Source organism: Streptomyces colwelliae, assembly GCF_048158785.1.
In the GTDB taxonomy this organism is placed as follows: domain Bacteria; phylum Actinomycetota; class Actinomycetes; order Streptomycetales; family Streptomycetaceae; genus Streptomyces.
The window spans coordinates 1-17053 of sequence record NZ_JBLTJC010000226.1 but is presented as its reverse complement, the minus strand read 5'-3'; the positions used below and the strand labels follow the sequence as shown (position 1 = coordinate 17053).

General features: G+C 71.4%; 14 protein-coding genes and 2 pseudogenes. 5 read left to right on the top strand and 11 right to left on the bottom strand.

Translation table 11 applies throughout. The annotated features are described in order from the left end of the window. The 4 genes and pseudogenes from ACNFOC_RS35065 to pdhA form a co-directional block, all read right to left on the bottom strand. Positions 1–122, bottom strand: a pseudogene (locus ACNFOC_RS35065) (cation:proton antiporter); the annotation flags it as partial. Positions 123–150: 28 nt separating this feature from the next. Beyond that, positions 151–1548: a dihydrolipoamide acetyltransferase family protein gene (locus tag ACNFOC_RS35060; RefSeq protein WP_416963081.1), complete on the bottom strand. Its 1398-nt coding sequence runs from the start codon at positions 1546–1548 to the stop codon at positions 151–153. Between the two features lie 11 nt (positions 1549–1559). Further along, positions 1560–2552: an alpha-ketoacid dehydrogenase subunit beta gene (locus tag ACNFOC_RS35055; RefSeq protein WP_416963080.1), complete on the bottom strand. Its 993-nt coding sequence runs from the start codon at positions 2550–2552 to the stop codon at positions 1560–1562. Position 2553: 1 nt separating this feature from the next. Continuing rightward, positions 2554–3711, bottom strand: a complete 1158-nt coding sequence (pdhA, locus tag ACNFOC_RS35050) for a pyruvate dehydrogenase (acetyl-transferring) E1 component subunit alpha (protein WP_416963079.1) — start codon at positions 3709–3711, stop codon at positions 2554–2556. Between the two features lie 321 nt (positions 3712–4032). On the opposite strand from pdhA, the gene ACNFOC_RS35045 reads away from it, so the two are divergent. From ACNFOC_RS35045 to ACNFOC_RS35035, 3 genes are all read left to right on the top strand, one after another. Then, positions 4033–4707 (top strand): response regulator, encoded by a 675-nt coding sequence (locus tag ACNFOC_RS35045; protein WP_416963078.1) that lies wholly within the window; start codon positions 4033–4035, stop codon positions 4705–4707. A gap of 49 nt (positions 4708–4756) precedes the next feature. Further along, on the top strand, positions 4757–5158 hold the full coding sequence (locus ACNFOC_RS35040) for a pyridoxamine 5'-phosphate oxidase family protein (protein WP_416963077.1): 402 nt from the start codon (positions 4757–4759) through the stop codon (positions 5156–5158). A 113-nt stretch (positions 5159–5271) separates the two neighbouring features. After that, entirely contained in the window at positions 5272–6288 is a 1017-nt protein-coding gene (locus tag ACNFOC_RS35035; protein ID WP_416963082.1) for a phosphotransferase, read from the top strand. A 76-nt stretch (positions 6289–6364) separates the two neighbouring features. On the opposite strand, the gene ACNFOC_RS35030 is transcribed toward ACNFOC_RS35035, so the two are convergent. After that, entirely contained in the window at positions 6365–7927 is a 1563-nt protein-coding gene (locus ACNFOC_RS35030; protein ID WP_416963076.1) for a protein kinase domain-containing protein, read from the bottom strand. A 321-nt stretch (positions 7928–8248) separates the two neighbouring features. Here ACNFOC_RS35030 and ACNFOC_RS35025 point away from each other — a divergent pair, with 321 nt between their 5' ends. Beyond that, the gene (locus ACNFOC_RS35025) at positions 8249–9877 is read left to right on the top strand and encodes a protein kinase domain-containing protein (RefSeq protein WP_416963075.1); all 1629 of its coding nucleotides are present in this window, start codon (positions 8249–8251) and stop codon (positions 9875–9877) included. Between the two features lie 127 nt (positions 9878–10004). Here ACNFOC_RS35025 and ACNFOC_RS35020 read toward each other — a convergent pair whose 3' ends face one another. Continuing rightward, on the bottom strand, positions 10005–10544 hold the full coding sequence (locus ACNFOC_RS35020; RefSeq protein WP_033285359.1) for a bacterial proteasome activator family protein: 540 nt from the start codon (positions 10542–10544) through the stop codon (positions 10005–10007). A gap of 162 nt (positions 10545–10706) precedes the next feature. On the opposite strand from ACNFOC_RS35020, the gene ACNFOC_RS35015 reads away from it, so the two are divergent. Further along, positions 10707–11390, top strand: coding sequence for a hypothetical protein (locus ACNFOC_RS35015; protein ID WP_416963074.1), 684 nt, complete (start codon positions 10707–10709; stop codon positions 11388–11390). A 12-nt stretch (positions 11391–11402) separates the two neighbouring features. Here ACNFOC_RS35015 and ACNFOC_RS35010 read toward each other — a convergent pair whose 3' ends face one another. The 5 genes and pseudogenes from ACNFOC_RS35010 to ACNFOC_RS34990 form a co-directional block, all read right to left on the bottom strand. Then, positions 11403–12383: an NAD(P)H-quinone oxidoreductase gene (locus ACNFOC_RS35010; RefSeq protein ID WP_416963073.1), complete on the bottom strand. Its 981-nt coding sequence runs from the start codon at positions 12381–12383 to the stop codon at positions 11403–11405. 71 nt (positions 12384–12454) lie between these two features. After that, on the bottom strand, positions 12455–13549 hold the full coding sequence (locus tag ACNFOC_RS35005) for a potassium channel family protein (RefSeq protein WP_416963072.1): 1095 nt from the start codon (positions 13547–13549) through the stop codon (positions 12455–12457). Then, positions 13546–14931: pseudogene (locus ACNFOC_RS35000) on the bottom strand (molybdopterin molybdotransferase MoeA); the annotation flags it as partial. The pseudogene ACNFOC_RS35000 and the gene ACNFOC_RS35005, both read right to left, overlap by 4 nt. Continuing rightward, entirely contained in the window at positions 14928–16022 is a 1095-nt protein-coding gene (locus tag ACNFOC_RS34995) for an NTP transferase domain-containing protein (protein ID WP_416963070.1), read from the bottom strand. The pseudogene ACNFOC_RS35000 and the gene ACNFOC_RS34995, both read right to left, overlap by 4 nt. A 54-nt stretch (positions 16023–16076) precedes the next feature. Next, a partial coding sequence (locus ACNFOC_RS34990) for a dihydrolipoamide acetyltransferase family protein (RefSeq protein WP_416963069.1) occupies positions 16077–17053 on the bottom strand: 977 nt, incomplete at its 5' end.

The window sequence follows — 17053 nt, the reverse complement described above, 5'->3', positions numbered from 1 at the left end:
CGCTCGCCGCCGGTGCGCGGCAGGATCACACCGAAGAGGAACGCGCCGAAGATGTAGTGCAGACCCACCCACTCGGTGGCGGCGGCCGACAGCAGCAGGCCCACCAGAACGGCCGCGAACACGGTCGCGCGGCCCCTGGTCCCTGGCCCACTACCCCCAGGTGATCAACCGCTTCGGCTGCTCAAGAATCGCCGCCACATCCGCCAGCACCTTCGACCCCAACTCCCCGTCCACCAACCGGTGATCGAAGGACAACGCCAGCGTCGTCACCTGACGGGGCTTCACCTTGCCCTTGTGGACCCACGGTTGGAGTTTGATCGTGCCGACCGCGAGGATCGCGGACTCGCCGGGATTGAGGATCGGTGTGCCGGTGTCGATGCCGAAGACGCCGACGTTGGTGATGGTCACCGTGCCGCCCTGCATCGCCGCCGGGGACGTCTTGCCGTCCCTCGCCGTCGACACCAACTCGCCCAGCGACTGCGCCAGTTGCGGCAGCGTCTTCGCGTGGGCGTCCTTGATGTTCGGCACGATCAGGCCGCGCGGGGTGGCCGCCGCGATGCCGAGGTTGACGTAGTGCTTGAGGACGATCTCCTGAGCCGCCTCGTCCCAGGACGCGTTGATGTCCGGGTTGCGCTTGATCGCTACCAGCAGTGCCTTGGCGATCAGCAGGAGCGGGTTGACCCGTAGGCCCTCCATCCCGTACTTGTCGGACCGCTTCAGTTCCTCGACCAGCTTCATCGTCCGGGTCACGTCCACCGTCACGAACTCCGTGACATGCGGCGCCGTGAACGCCGAACCGACCATCGCCGCCGCCGTCGCCTTGCGGACGCCCTTCACCGGGACACGGGTCTCCCGGGCCGAGTCGTACGTCGCGGAAGGCACCGAAAGCGCCGAAGGCGCGACCGGCCCGGGTGCCTGCACCGTCACCGGTGCCACCGCCGCGTGCACGTCCTCGCGCGTGATGACGCCGTCCGGGCCCGACGGGGTCACCGTCGCAAGGTCGACCCCCAGGTCCTTCGCCAGCTTGCGCACCGGCGGCTTGGCCAGCGGGCGGGACTGCACAGCAGCGGTCCCGGTCGCATGACCGTTCAGCTCCGCCTGGACCGCCGCCGACGCCTCCTGGGCCGGGATCTCCACGCCCTTGCGGGGGCGGCGCTTCGTGGCGGACGTGGAGACGCCGTAGCCCACCAGGACCGGTGTACGGGCCGGAGCCGCGGGCTTCGCCTCCGCCTCCGCCTTCTCCGGTACGGGAGCGGCCGGGGTCTCCTCGGGAGCCGCGCCCCCGGACACGTCCACCGCGATGATGGACGTGCCCACGTCCACCGTCGTGCCCTCCGGGAAGCGCAGCTCGCGCACCACCCCGTCGTACGGGATGGGCAGTTCCACCGCGGCCTTCGCCGTCTCCACCTCGCAGACGACCTGGCCGTCGGTGACGGTGTCGCCGACCTGGACGTACCACTTGAGGATCTCGGCCTCGGTGAGGCCCTCGCCCACGTCCGGCATCTTGAACTCGCGTACGGACGCTTCAACTTCAGTCATCGTCGTCACGGCCCCTCTCCTCAGTACGCCAGAGCGCGGTCGACGGCGTCGAGCACCCGGTCCAGGCTCGGCAGGTACTCCTCCTCCAGGCGGGCCGGCGGGTAGGGGGCGTGATAGCCGCCCACGCGCAGCACCGGGGCCTCCAGGTGGTAGAAGCAGCGCTCCGTGATGCGGGCCGCGATCTCGCCGCCGGAGCCGAAGAACACCGGTGCCTCGTGGACCACGACCAGGCGGCGGGTCTTCTCGACCGACGTCTGGATCGCGTCGAAGTCCAGCGGGGACACCGAGCGCAGATCGAGGATCTCCAGGGACCTGCCCTCCTCGGCGGCCGCGTCGGCGGCCTCCTGGCAGAGCTTCACCATCGGTCCGTAGGCGGCGAGGGTGAGGTCCGTGCCCTCGCGGACCACGCGGGCCTTGTGGAGGGGGTCGGGGATGGCCTCGGTGTTGACGTCGCTCTTGTCCCAGTAGCGGCGTTTCGGTTCGAAGAAGATCACCGGGTCGTCGCTGTGGATGGCCTGCTGCATCATCCAGTAGGCGTCCGACGAGTTCGAGGGGCTGACGATCTTCAGGCCCGGGACGTGCGCGAACAGGGCTTCCGGGGACTCCGAGTGGTGTTCCACCGCGCCGATGCCGCCGCCGTAGGGGATGCGGACGACGACGGGGAGCTTGACCTTGCCCAGGGAGCGCGCGTGCATCTTGGCGAGCTGGGTGACGATCTGGTCGTAGGCCGGGAAGACGAAGCCGTCGAACTGGATCTCCACGACCGGGCGGTAGCCGCGGAGGGCCAGACCGATGGCCGTGCCCACGATGCCGGACTCGGCCAGCGGGGTGTCGACCACCCTGCGCTCGCCGAAGTCCTTCTGGAGGCCGTCCGTGACGCGGAAGACGCCGCCGAGCTTGCCGACGTCCTCGCCCATGATGAGGACCTTGGGGTCGGACTCCAGGGCGGCGCGCAGCGATTCGTTGATCGCCTTGGCCAGCGGCAGGTTCTTGAGCGTCGTGGTCTCCGCCATGTCACTTACCCCCTTCTGCGTCCGCGAACGACGCCTGGTAGGCGGCGAACTGGGCCCTCTCCTCGTCGACGAGCGCGTGCCCGTCCGCGTACACGTGCTCGAAGATGGCGAACCGGTCCGGGTCCGGCATGGCACGGACCGCTTCGCGCACTCGCCTGCCCAACGCCTCGCTCTCCGTCTCGAGTTCCGCGAAAAATCCCTCATCCGCGTGATGCGAGGCTTCGAGGTACGCGCGCAGGCGCAGGATCGGGTCCTTCGCCTCCCAGGACTCGCGCTCCTCGTCGGCCCGGTACTTGGTCGGGTCGTCGGAGGTGGTGTGCGCGCCCATGCGGTAGGTGTACGCCTCGACGAGCGTCGGGCCCTCACCGTTGCGGGCCCGCTCCAGCGCCCACTTGGTGACGGCGAGACAGGCCAGGACGTCGTTGCCGTCGACGCGGACGCCCGGGAAGCCGTAGCCCTGCGCACGCTGGTAGAGCGGGACGCGGGTCTGCTTCTCGGTGGGCTCGGAGATGGCCCACTGGTTGTTCTGGCAGAAGAACACGACCGGGGCGTTGTAGACCGCGGAGAACGTGAACGACTCGGCGACGTCGCCCTGGCTGGAGGCGCCGTCCCCGAAGTACGCGATGACGGCGCTGTCGGCGCCGTCCATGGTCACGCCCATCGCGTAGCCCGTGGCGTGCAGGGTCTGCGAGCCGATGACGATCGTGTAGAGGTGGAAGTTGTTCGTGTTGGGGTCCCAGCCGCCGTGGTTGACGCCCCGGAACATGCCCAGCAGGTTGGTCGGGTCGACCCCGCGGCACCAGGCGACGCCGTGCTCGCGGTAGGTCGGGAAGACGTAGTCGTCCTCGCGGGTGGCCCGCCCGGAGCCGATCTGGGCGGCCTCCTGGCCGAGCAGCGACGCCCACAGGCCCAGCTCGCCCTGGCGCTGGAGGGCGGTGGCCTCGGCGTCGAAGCGGCGGGTGAGCACCATGTCGCGGTACAGGCCGCGGAGCTCTTCGGGGGTGATGCCGGCGACGTACTTGTCGTACGGGGCGGTCTTGGCGTTCTTGACTCGCTTGCCCTCGGGCGTCAGCAGCTGGACGAGGTCCGGGTCGGCGCCCTTGGCCTTGCTTCCGGCGCTGCGTCGCGGCTTGCGCGGGGCAGTGCTCTCCACGGTCACGTGTGCTCCTCCGTCGGTCCGGCTCCCCGGGTTCGCCGGGTGCCAGTGCGGCTCACCTGCGCCCCACGGACGCACAGGGTGGGTGCGGTTCGTCGGGAGCAGGCGTGACAGGTGCCCCGGCGAGCGCCCTGCAACAGGCACGTTACCCAGTGCTCCACAATTCTGTGAAACCCCTCCTGACCTGCGATTTTGCTTGGATTTCCAAGTAAATCGCGAAAGTCGGGAACAAGTCCTGGTCACAGCCTTGCAGGGGGCCGGAACAACGGCACGTTATCCCGCTCACCTCGGGCACGGGAAGAGCCCGTATGTGAGACTTACCGCGTGCCCGGAGTCGGAAAAATCAGCGTATTTCTCCTCGACGACCATGAAGTGGTCCGCCGGGGTGTCCACGAGATGCTCTCGGTCGAGGACGACATCGAGGTGGTCGGCGAGGCCGGCACGGCGGCCGACGCGCTGGTACGGATCCCGGCCACACACCCCGATGTGGCGATTCTCGACGTACGGCTCCCGGACGGCAGCGGGGTCGAGGTGTGCCGTGAGATCCGCGCGCGGGACGAGTCCGTGAAGTGCCTGATGCTGACCTCGTTCGCGGACGACGAGGCCCTCTTCGACGCGATCATGGCGGGTGCCTCCGGGTACGTCCTGAAGGCCATCCGGGGCAACGAACTGCTGAGTGCCGTACGGGACGTCGCGGCCGGCAGGTCGCTGCTCGACCCGGTGGCGACCGCCCGGGTGCTGGAGCGGCTGCGCAACGGCGGCCCGCAACAGGACGAGAAGTTCGACTCCCTCACCGACCAGGAGCGCAGGATCCTCGACCTGATCGGGGAGGGGCTCACCAACCGGGCGATCGGCGAGCGGCTGCACCTCGCGGAGAAGACCATCAAGAACTACGTGTCGAGTCTGCTTTCCAAACTCGGTATGGAGCGGCGCTCGCAGGCGGCTGCCTATGTGGCGCGGAAACAAGCACAGAGACAGGTCGAGCAGCAGCGGTATTAGGGACCAAAGACCCCTCCCCCGGAGGGGTCGTTCATCCGACAGTAAGTGCATGCCCACCGACGAACAGCTCGCCGTCGATCTGCTCGCGCGCACCGACCGCGGCCGGGTGGCCACCACCCTGGGGGCGCTGCCCTTCCTGGCACCCGCCCGTCACATCGTGGCGGACGAGCGGCTGCTGCTGCGGATGCCCCGGAGCCACGGCCACCACCACGCGTGCGTGGACCGTGTCGTCGCGTACGGCGCCGACAACCTGGACTCGGCCGGCCCGGATGACGACCTGTGGTCCGTGCAGGTGATCGGCGCGTGCGAGCCGCACGAGCCGACGGCGGAGCAGGTCGAGCGTTTCGGCCCGACCCGGGGCGCGATGGTGTACCTGCGCATCGAGCCGCGGCTCAGCACCGTGCATTCGACGGACGGCGGCCTGGAACGCCACTTCGGGCCCACCCTGTGACCGAAAGCGACCATCACGGACCGACTGGTGACTTTCTGTGACAAACCGCAGCTCACGGCCCCGTCCCGTGCCCTAGCATCGGCCGCGTGCCGCCCTTACGTGTACCACCCCTCGTGCCCCACGCGCCCCCGCTGGGCGCCCTCCTCCGCCAGTACGCCGCCGGGTCCGCCGTCACCTGCGAACCCGTCGAACAGGGCCTCCTGAACCGCGGCTACCGGCTCCGCACGACCCAGGGCCGCTACTTCCTCAAGCACCACTTCGACCCCGAGACCGCGGACCCGGCGGCGATCGCCCGCCAGCACACCGCGACCCGGCGCCTGGCCGACCTCGGCGTCCCCGTGGCACCCCCGCTGCCCGCCCGCGACGGCCGTACGGTCGCCGTCGTCGGCGGTCACGCCTACGCCCTGCACCCCTGGATCGACGGCAGACACCGCCACGGCGGCCAGCTGACCACCGTCCAGTGCGGGCGCCTCGGCGCGCTCCTGGGGGTCGTCCACGCGAGCCTGGAGCGGGTCATGCCGGGGCGGCGGGAGGAGTGCGCGCCGGGTGCCGACCCCGCCGACACCTTCGCCCTCATCGAGGACCTGCTCGGGCACGTCCGCCGGCACCGGCCCGCCGACGCCTTCGACGAACTGGCCCGCCACCGGCTGCTGGAGCGGCGCGAACTGCTGGAACGGCACGCGGACCGACGGCCGCCGCGCGGGGCCTCCGTGGCGTGGGTGCACGGGGACTTCCACCCGTTCAACCTGCTCTACAAGGGCGACGCCCCCGCCGCGATCGTCGACTGGGACCGCCTCGGCGTACAGCCCCGCGCCGAGGAGGCCGTACGCGCCGCCGCGATCTTCTTCGTACGGCCCGACGGGACCCTGGACCTGCCGAAGGTGCGGGCGTACGCACACGCGTACCGGCGTTCGGCGCGCGCCGGCCCCGCCGAACTCGCCGCCGCCGTGCACCGGGTGTGGTGGGAGCGGCTCAACGACTTCTGGATGCTGCGCTGGCACTACGAACGCGGCGACACCCGCGCGGACCCCCAGTTCCCGGCCGCCTCGGCGCTCGCGGTGTGGTGGACGCGGGAGTACGACGCGGTGTGCGAGGCGTTCGCGGAGGGCGCCCCCCAGGGGCACCGGTGAACGGCACGCGCGCGTGGACCCCTGTTACGGGGTGCACGCGCGCGTGAGTGCGTCGGTGCCGGTGATCCGGGCCGGGTCAGCCGCCCAGGGCGCCCGTGACGGTGCCGCCGTCGTCCCCGCCGTCGTCGCCGGTGCCGCCCGTGTCCGTCGGGTCCGCCGAGGCCGTCGCCGACGGGGTGCTCGGCGCCGACTTGGTGGCCGACGGGGTCGGCGTGCTCGACGGCTCCTCGGTGGCCGTCTCGGTCGGGGTGTACGAGGGCGTGTACGACGGCGTGTAGTCCGAACCCGAACTCGTGCCGCTGTCGTCCGTGTCCGTGTCGGTCGGCGAGGCGGTCGTGTCGTCGCTCGGCGACTCCGTGGCCGTGTCGTCGGTCGCGGACTGCGAGGTGGTCGGCGACTGGGTGGTGCCCGAACCGCCGCTGCCGTTGCCCGTGGTGTTCAGGGCCAGCGCGACACCCGCCGCGATGGCGATCACCGCGAGCACCGCGAGGATCCACAGCTTGCCGCGGCCGCTGCCGTGGTTGCCGTGCCCCTCGAAGCCACCGTCGTCGCCGTTGCCGTAGCCGCCGGGCAGGATCGGCTGCGGGATCTGCGTGGTGCCGGAGGAGTCCTGGGGCATCACGGTCGTACCGGCGAAGCCCCCGGGCGGGGTCCCCTGCCCGTTCGCCACGGTCACCGGGCCGGTGTTCCAGGTGCCGGTGTGGCCGCCCTGGTCGTAGAGCATCTGCAGGCCGTACTGGACGAGCCCGCGCATCTCCTCGGCCGTCTGGAAGCGGTCGTCCGGGTCCTTGGCGAGGGAGCGCATGACGAGGCCGTCGAGCTCCGGCGGGCAGACGCCGTTCGAGGTCTGGGACGGCGGGACCGGGATGTCCTGGACGTGCTGGTAGACCACCGACAGGGGCGTCTCGCCGGTGAACGGGGGCCGCAGCGCGAGGAGTTCGTAGAGGAGGCAGCCCGTCGCGTACAGGTCGGAGCGGTGGTCGACGGCCTTGCCGAGCGCCTGCTCCGGGGAGAGGTACTGGGGGGTGCCCATGACCATGCCGGTCTGCGTCATCGTCGTGGACGCCCCGTGCAGGGCGCGCGCGATGCCGAAGTCCATGACCTTCACGGCGCCGTTGTGCGTGATGATCACGTTCGCGGGCTTGATGTCGCGGTGCACGATGCCGTGCTGGTGCGAGTAGGCGAGCGCCTCCAGGACACCGGAGACGATGATCAGGGCCTGCTCGGGCCCGGGCGCCTCGGCGTTGAGGAGGAGGTCGCGGATCGTCCGTCCTTCGACGATCTCCATGACGATGTACGGCACGGACATGCCGCCCACGTAGTCCTCGCCGGAGTCGTACACGGCGACGATCGCGTGGTGGTTGAGCCCGGCCACCGACTGGGCCTCGCGCGTGAAGCGGGCCTTCGACGTCGGGTCCTCGGCCAGGTCGGAACGGAGCAGCTTGACCGCGACCGTGCGCCCGAGCCGTACGTCCTCGGCCGCGAAAACCTCGGCCATACCGCCCCGGCCCAGTCTGTGGGTGAGCCGGTACCGGCCGTCGCCGACCAGTCCGCCGTTACCCCACAGCTCCGGTGCGTCCGACATTCCGCCGCCAGCCGCCTCGGGGTCGGACGGGCCCTGAGCGTGCTGCTGTGCCATCAGTCCTCGCCGTCGTTTCTGCCCGCGGTGAGCGCGGTGTTGTTACGGTCTCCGTCGGCCACGCTACAGGCTCGGCGCAAGCCGCCGTTCCGGGATCAGTGCCGGAATCGTCCGTAGACGGACCGGCCATCAAATCGGTATCACGCGCCGTCGTGCAAATTCTGTGTACCGCCGGTACAGCACCTGTAACGCTTCCACGACTCTTCTTTCGCGTACGGTCACGGATCGGGCACCGCGCTTGACGTGTCAGTGCCCTCCGGCAGACTTGGCCGGGAATGACACTTTCGATCACCGAGCCGGCGCCGATGGGGGACACGGAACATGAGCCAGGACGGCCCACAGGACCGGTATGCGGGGCGTGCGTTCGCAGGTGGCCGCTATCAACTGCGCGACCTGCTCGGCGAGGGCGGCATGGCCTCGGTGCACCTGGCGTACGACTCGGTGCTCGACCGTCAGGTCGCGATCAAGACACTGCACACCGAACTCGGCCGGGAACAGGCCTTCCGCGAGCGCTTCCGCCGCGAGGCCCAGGCCGTGGCCAAGCTCACCCACACCAACATCGTCTCCGTCTTCGACACCGGCGAGGACGCGCTGGACGGCGCGACGATGCCGTACATCGTCATGGAGTACGTCGAGGGCCGCCCGCTCGGCTCCGTGCTCGACGAGGACGTACGGCAGTTCGGCGCGATGCCCGCCGACAAGGCGCTGAAGATCACCGGGGACGTGCTGGCCGCCCTGGACATCAGCCACGAGATGGGCCTGGTCCACCGGGACATCAAGCCGGGCAACGTGATGATGACCAAGCGCGGTGTCGTCAAGGTCATGGACTTCGGCATCGCCCGCGCCATGCAGTCCGGGGTCACCTCGATGACCCAGACCGGCATGGTCGTCGGCACCCCGCAGTACCTCTCGCCGGAGCAGGCGCTCGGCCGGGGCGTGGACGCGCGCAGCGACCTGTACTCGGTCGGCATCATGCTGTTCCAACTGGTCACCGGGCGGCTGCCGTTCGACGCGGACTCGCCGCTGGCCATCGCGTACGCGCATGTGCAGGAGGAGCCGGTCGCGCCCTCCTCGATCAACCGTTCCCTGCCGCCGGCCGTGGACGCGCTGGTCGCCCGCGCGCTGAAGAAGAACCCGAACGAGCGCTTCCCCAGCGCCGAGGCCATGCGCGACGAGTGCCTGCGGGTCGTGTCCTCGCTGCACGCGGCGGCCCCGAGCATCGTGCCGGGCGCGCCCGCGCAGAGCGGCGCGGGCGTCGGCTCCGCGGTCTTCCCGCCGGTCGACCAGGCGGCCCCCGCACCCACCGGCCCCGTACAGACGCCGTACCAGCCGGGCCCCTACGGCGGCACACCCGCGCCGGCACCGGCCTACGGCTATCCGCAGCAGGCGGGCTACCAGCCGCAGCCCTCGGTCGGGTTCGGGCAGCAGGGCATCTCGACCCCGCCGCCGTACAACCTGACCCCGCAGCACCCGACGCCGGCCTCCGGGGGAGGCGGCGGCAGGAGCAGCAGACCGGTGATCATCGGCTCGGTCGTCGTCGCCCTCGTCGCGGTCGGCGCGCTGATCGTCGCCCTGTCGATGAACAACGGCGGCGACGACGACGCGAAGGGCAGCGACAGCAGCGCGAGCACGAGCACCTCGGCGACCGCGGTCGAGGGGCACCGCGACGGCGACACGTCGAAGACGATCGCGACGACCGAGTGCAAGGAGCCCGAGGAGTCGTACAACGACCCCAGCAAGATCCAGATCCCGAACTTCCAGTTCAAGTACATCGACTCGGTCAAGTCCTGCCTCCAGGCCGCGGGCTGGAAGGTGAAGATCAAGTCCGAGGACGAGAACACCTACGGCCAGGGCACGGTCATGGACCAGTTCCCGGCGGCCGGCACGGACGTGGACCCCAAGGACATGCCCCAGATCCAGCTGGGCGTGTCGACGGGCAACCCGTCCTGACCCCGGAGAGCGACCCGCCCCGACCCCGGTGACGGTCATGCGGAAGGGCCCGGCGGCATCGGCTGCCGGGCCCTTTTGACGGTGCGGGTTCGGGTGCGGGTACTACAGGCGGGTTCGTGTGCGGGTACTACAGGTACGGGCCGCCCACGCGGCCGCCGCCCGGCTGCCCCTCCTCGGCGCCGTCACCGACACCCGGCGGCAGGGCCCGGCGCATCTGCTCCAGCTGCGCCCGCGCGGCCATCTGCTGGGCGAACAGCGTGGTCTGGATCCCGTGGAACAGCCCCTCCAGCCAGCCCACCAACTGGGCCTGCGAGATGCGCAGTTCCGCGTCGCTCGGCGTCACGTCGTCCGTGAACGGCAGCGACAGCCGCTCCAGCTCCTCCACCAGCTCGGGCGCCAGACCGTCCTCCAGCTCCTTCACGGAGCTGCGGTGGATCTCCTTGAGCCGGGCCCGGCTGGCTTCGTCGAGGGGAGCCGCACGCACCTCCTCAAGAAGCTGCTTGATCATGCTGCCGATCCGCATGACCTTGGCCGGCTGCTCCACCATCTCCGTCACCGGGATCTCGCGGGAGTCCTCGTCCCCGGTGCCACCGAGCGCCATCCCGTCCTGTCCCACGACCAGGATTTGAGGCTTCTCCGGTGACCTTTCGTTCCTCGGCATCTCCATGCCGCCATTCTCTCGCACTCGCACGCCTCACCACCGTGGTGCCCCCCCTCGAAGGGTGATCGACCGTTTCCGCTTGGCCGAACCCGGAGTGCCGGAGCGCCCGGCCGATGTGACGCTGGTCGCGTCGATCTTGCCGCCTCGGCTCGGGAGGGGGTCACGGACGTGACTCCATGGCTTCGCACAACGGGACTGCTGCTGGTGCTGGGCACCGGCGCGGTGGTGAGTCCGTACGGAGGTGCTCCGGCGTACGGAGGTGTCCTGGCGTACGGAGTGGAGGCGGGGAGCGGTGCGAGCACCGGGGGTGCCTGGAGCACCGGTGGTGCCGATGGTGCCGGGGGTGGTCGCGTCGCGGTCACGGCGCCCGCATCCGGCTCCGCCTCGGTCTCTGCTTCGACCTCAGCCTCCGCCTCCGCCTTGAGGCCTGCTTCCGGCCCCGACGCCGCCCGTCCGTCCGCCGAACCGTCCAGGGCCGGAAACCTGGCCGGCGAAGGGCGGCAACGGCCGGGACGTACCGCGGAGCCGACGGCGGACGAGGACGAGAGCGGAGGCGGCGGCGAGGGCGACGGCGATGACACGGCCGGCCTGAAAGCGGACGGTGACGACGACGGGAGCCACGCGGACAGCTCCGCCGGTCCCGCCAGTCCCGCGCCCGCCGACTCCGAGTCCCCTCAGGTGGCGGCACCCGTGCCGACCTCCCCGCCGCTCCAGCCCCGGCACCAGACGGTCACCCACGCCGAGGACCCCGCCGAGCCCGTGCTGCGGATCCTGCCGCTGGGCAGCGGCCTGATCCTCATCGGGCTCGGCCTGGGCCTCGCCTTCATCGCGCTCCGGGTGCGCCGTGGCTAGGAGCTGCCGGGCCTACGGCGCGACGAGCAGCACCTTGCCGATGTGCCCGCTGTCCTCCAGCACCTGGTGCGCGGTCCCCGCCTCGCTCATCGGCAGCTCCCGGTCGACGACCGCCCGTACGTGACCGCCCTCGATCAGCGGCCACACATGCTCACGTACGGCGGCGACGATGGCCGCCTTCTCGCCGAGCGGGCGGGCCCGCAGCGAGGTCGCGCTGATCGCGGCCCGCTTGCCGAGGAGGGCGGCGATGTTCAGCTCGGCCTTGATACCGCCCTGCATCCCGATGATCGCGAGCCTGCCGTTGACGGCGAGGGCCTGGACGTTGCGGTCCAGGTACTTGGCGCCCATGTTGTCGAGGATGACGTCGGCGCCCGCACCACCCGTGGCCTGCTGGATCTCGGCGACGAAGTCCTGCTCGCGGTAGTTGATCAGGATGTCGGCGCCCAACTCGGCGCAGTAGTCGAGCTTTTCCTTCGTGCCGGCGGTGACGGCGACCTTCGCGCCGACGGCCTTGGCGAGCTGGATCGCCATGGTGCCGATGCCGCTGGAACCGCCGTGCACGAGGAGCGTCTCGGCGGGACGGAGGTGGGCGACCATGAAGACGTTCGACCAGACCGTGCAGACCACCTCGGGCAGCGCGGCGGCCCGCTTGAGGTCGACGCCGGCGGGCACGGGCAGCAGCTGCCCGGCCGGAACGGCGACCTTCTGGGCGTAACCGCCGCCCGCGAGCAGCGCGCACACCTCGTCGCCGACCGACCAGCCGGACACCCCGGGGCCGATCTCGGTGATCCGGCCGGAGCATTCGAGACCGGGGTAGCGGGACGCGCCGGGCGGCGGGTCGTAGAAGCCCTGGCGCTGCATGATGTCGGCCCGGTTGACCGCGCTGGCCACCACCTCGACCAGGACCTCGCCCTCGCCGGGCACCGGGTCCGGGACCTCGCCCCACACCAGCGCTTCGGGTCCACCAGGTTCGGGAATCGTGATCGCATACATGAGGCCGACGCTACTCCTCGTCACGCGGCCGGCCGCCGAAGGTCTGTCGCTGCGGCAACGGCCGAGGTGTGTCACTCCGGCAACGGCCGGGTGTGCGGCGTGACCTGCGAACCCGGTGAGACCCGCACGATCGTGATGAGCCGGTCCGTCAGCTGAAGGGATCCGATGGCCGGATCGTCGTAGCCGAGCACCCGGTGTCCGCGTACGACGCTCACCACCAGGTCGTCCGTGTCGCGCGGCGACTTGCCGACCTCGGCCTTTATGACCGGGCGTTCGGTCATGTCGAGGCCGCTGCCCTGCTGGATGAGGTCCTCCATGACCATGCCGGCGGCGGGGCTGAGCACGGACAGGCCGAGCAGGCGGCCGGCCGCGCTGGCGCTGGTGATGACGGCGTCGGCGCCGGACTGCTTGAGCAGCGGCGCGTTCTCCTCCTCGCGGACCGCGGCGACGATCTTCGCGCCGCGGTTGAGCTGCCGGGCCGTGAGGGTCACCAGCACGGCCGTGTCGTCGCGCTGCGTCGCGATGATGATCTGCCGCGCCTTGTGCACCTCGGCGCGCTTGAGAACCTCGCTGCGGGTGGCGTCCCCGACGACTCCGACGTACCCCTCGCTACTCGCCGCCTCGATCGCCTTCCCGCTGGGGTCGACCACGACGACCTGTTCCTTCTTCAGCCCCGTCGCGCACACGGTCTGGATCGCCGACCGCCCCTTCGTACCGAAGCCGATGACGACGGTGTGATCCCGCAACGTGGACCTCCAGCGGTTGAGACGCCATTCCTCCCGCGTGCGTTCGGTGAGGACTTCGAGGGTGGTGCCGACCAGGACGATCAGGAACAGCACGCGCAACGGCGTGACGACGAGAATGTTGGTGAGCCGGGCGCCGTCGCTGACCGGGGTGATGTCGCCGTAGCCGGTGGTCGAGAGCGTGACCGTGGCGTAGTAGAAGGCGTCGAGGAGGTCGACCGAGCCGTCCGAGTTGTCGTTGTAGCCCTCGTGGTCGGCATAGACGATCAGCGCGGTCGCGACGAGCAGGAACAGCGCGATGGACAGCCGTTTCGCGACCTGCTGGAAGGGGTGCTCGACCACTTTCTTCGGGAGTTCCACCCGATGGGTCACGAGATGTTCGTCCGCCTGGCGGGCGATCGCATCATGGCCCGACTGTTTCACGTGAAACACACCCCGATCCCGGCGGCCGCCCAGGGCAGATCGATGAGTTCCGCCTGCTGCCCCTGCCGCGCACCACCCGGCGGTACGACCGCGAGCGCGTCGGCCCCCGCGATCCCCCGCAGCATGGCCGGGCCGTTGTAGTGCAGCGGCACGGCACAGTCGCCGCGCAGAACGACGGGGATGAGCCGGGTGTCGTACGGATGCCCGTGCACCGCGTCCTGGAGGGGCAGCTCGTACGGCTCCGGGGCGGGGTGTGCCGACAGGGTCCGCAGCAGCGGTTCGGCGAGGGTGAGCAGGCCGGAGATCGCCGCAAGGGGGTTGCCGGGCAGGCCGACGAGGTGCTGGTCGTCCTTGATGCGGGCCAGCAGCATGGGGTGGCCGGGGCGTACCTTCACGCCGTCCACGAGGAGCTCGGCGCCGATGCGGCGCAGGGTGGGGTGGACGTGGTCGACCGGGCCGGAGGCGGTGCCGCCGGTGGTGACGATGAGGTCGGCGGTGCTGCCCGTGATCGCCTTGTGCAGCACCTTCTCGTCGTCACCGAGCCGCCGGACCGCGGTGACCTCGGCGCCGAGCGCGCGCAGCCAGGACGGCAGCATCGGCCCGAGCGCGTCCCGGATCAGTCCCTCCCGGGGCAGCCCCTCAGTGAGCAACTCGTCGCCCAGGATGAGGACTTCGACCCGGGGGCGGGGGACGACGGTGAGCGTGTCGTACCCGGCGGCCGCGGCGAGGCCGAGTACCGGCGGGGTCACCAGGGTGCCGCCGGGCAGCAACTGGTCGCCGCTGCGGCACTCCTGCCCGCGCGGGCGGATGTCCTGGCCGTGTCCGAGGTCCCGGGCCGCGTGGAGGCGGCCCTTGTCGTCGGTACGGCCGTGCTCGCTGCGGATGACGGCGGTGGCGTCCGCGGGAACACGTGCGCCGGTCGCGATCCGCACGGCCTCGCCGTCACTCAGCGGCTCGGACCGCGCGTGCCCGGCGAGCACCCCGTCCTCGCGTACGGCCCAGGGGCCGGGGCCCGCGACCGCCCAGCCGTCCATCGCCGAGGTGTCGAACGAGGGCAGGTCGCTGAGCGCGACGAGCGGCGCGGCCAGGACGAGACTGAGGGCGGAGTCGAGGACCACGGAGACGGGGGCGCGGCGGGAACCGGTACGTGCGGCGCGTCCGGCGATCGCGCGGGCCTCGGGCCAGGGAGTGGCCCTGTGCTGATCGGTGTCGGGCTTGCGGGGAGCGCCGGAGGTCTGCGGCGTGCCCCGCGGTGGGGGTGAGGGCACGGCGGAGTCGCCGGTGCTGCCTTCGTTCACGAGGGCGAGCACCTCATCGACGTCGAGGTCCTCGGCATCCTGGGCGTGCTCGCCGGCGTGCGTGTGCGTGCCGCGCGCGGTCATGCGGTGGAGTCCGGGTGCGGGGTGGACGGGGCGCAGGGGTTCGATCCGGGCGCGGCCTCCGGCGCGGCGCCGGACTTTGTCCGGAGCTTGGTGTCGGGGGCGGCGTCGGACTTCGCCCCGGACGCGGACTTGGGGGCGGCGTCCGGCGCGGGATCGGACGGTGCGCCGGGGCCAGGGGCGGACTTCGTCTCGGGGGCTGCCTCGGACGTCGCGTCGGGCGTGGGCCCGGAGGTCTCCTCGTCCGCCCAGCGCAGCGCGAGGGCGACGGCCTTGCGCGCGGCCTCGGCGACGGCTTCGGGGCCGCCCTTGCCCTGCGCCGCCGCATAGCCGACCAGGAAGGTGGTCAGCGGCGCGGCGGGCCTGGCCACCCCGTGGGCGGCGTCGCGGGCGAGGTCGAGCAGGATGCCGGTGTCGACGTCCAGGTCGATGCCCAGTTCGTCCTTGACTGCGGAAATCCATTCATCCAACACGTGCCCATGCTCCCTGATGCGTGCCCTGGCGGTGGCGAGGTCGTCCCAGGTGTCGCAGTCGAAGGACGCGACGGGGTCGGGGACGCGGGTGAGATCGAGCGCGGCGGTCAGCCGGCGCAGGGGCAGCCCGGTGAGGCCGCCGGGCTCATTGGAGAGTGCGCTCAGTTCCCGGCGGAGCGCCGACACGCGGTACGCGGCCACGAGCGGCTGGTCGCGCCCGTCGGTGTCGGTGAGCAGCACCCCTTCGGCGCCACTGCTCCGCAGGGCGGTCAACAGCCGCCGTACGGTGGCCACTTCGAGGAACGGCAGGTCGGCCGAGAGGGCCACGACGGCCTCGGCGGTGGTGTGGCGCAGACCGGCGTCGAGCGCGGCGACGGGGCCCGCGCCGGGCGGGTCCTCGCGCGCCCAGCGCACCGGCCGGGCGGTGGGCCTCGGGTCGGCTACGACGACCGTGGTCCCGGCGTCGGCACAGGCACCGAGCACCCGGTCGAGCAGCGCCCGGCCGCCCACCCGTAGGCCCGGCTTGTCGGCGCCGCCGAGTCTCCGGGCGGCACCACCGGCGAGCACGACGGCGTCGTACGCGTCGCCGGGCACGGCGTCGGAGGGCTCGTACGCGGTCACCCCCCGAGTATGCGTCCCGCCCTGATCACAGGGAACGTGTCCGCGCCGCCGTGATCACAGGTTGCGCAACAGCACCGCCGGCTGTTCCGCGCAGTCCGCCACATACCGCAGGAAACCGCCCACCGTACCGCCGTCGCACACCCGGTGGTCGAAGGTGAGCGAGAGCTGCACGACCTGCCGCACCGCCAACTCGCCCTCGTGCACCCAGGGTTTGGGGACGATACGGCCGACGCCGAGCATGGCCGCCTCGGGGTGGTTGATGATCGGCGTGGAGCCGTCGACGCCGAACACCCCGTAGTTGTTGAGCGTGAAGGTCCCGCCGGTGAGGTCTCCGGGCGTGAGTGTCCCTGTCCGTGCCGCCTCGGTGAGCCGCGCGAACTCCGTGCTCAGCGCCTCCGCGTCCCGCGCCTGCGCGTCCCGTACGACGGGTACGACCAGCCCGCGCTCGGTCTGCGCGGCGAAGCCGAGGTGGACCCGGTCGAAGCGGACGATCTCCCTCGCCTCCATGTCCACGCTGGAGTTGAGCTCCGGGAACCGGGCCAGCGCGGCCGTGCAGATCCTGGCGAGGAGCGCGAGCACGGAGATCTTGGGCCCACCGGCGGCGTTCATGGCCGCACGGGCACGCATCAGCTCCGTCGCGTCGGCGTCCACCCAGCAGGTCGCGTCGGGGATCTCCCGGCGACTGCGGGAGAGCTTGTCGGCCACGGCGCCGCGGATGCCGCGGAGGGGGGTGCGGGTGACTCCGTCGGTGTCGGTCGTGATCGTGGTCGCGGTCGCTGTGGCTGTCCCTGTCGCGGGGAGCGTGGCCGGGGGGAGGAGGGTCGCTTCCTGTGTGGTCGCCTCCAGGGTCGCCGCCGCGCGGAGCGCCTTCTCGACATCCGCCCGCAGAATCAGTCCGTCCCGCCCGGAACCCGTCAACTCCCGCAGTTCCAGGCCGTTCTCGCGCGCGAGTCGTCGTACGAGGGGGGAGATCACGGGTACGGGACCGTCGTCGCGGCCGCCGGCCTCAGCGGCGGGGGCAGGAGCGGGGG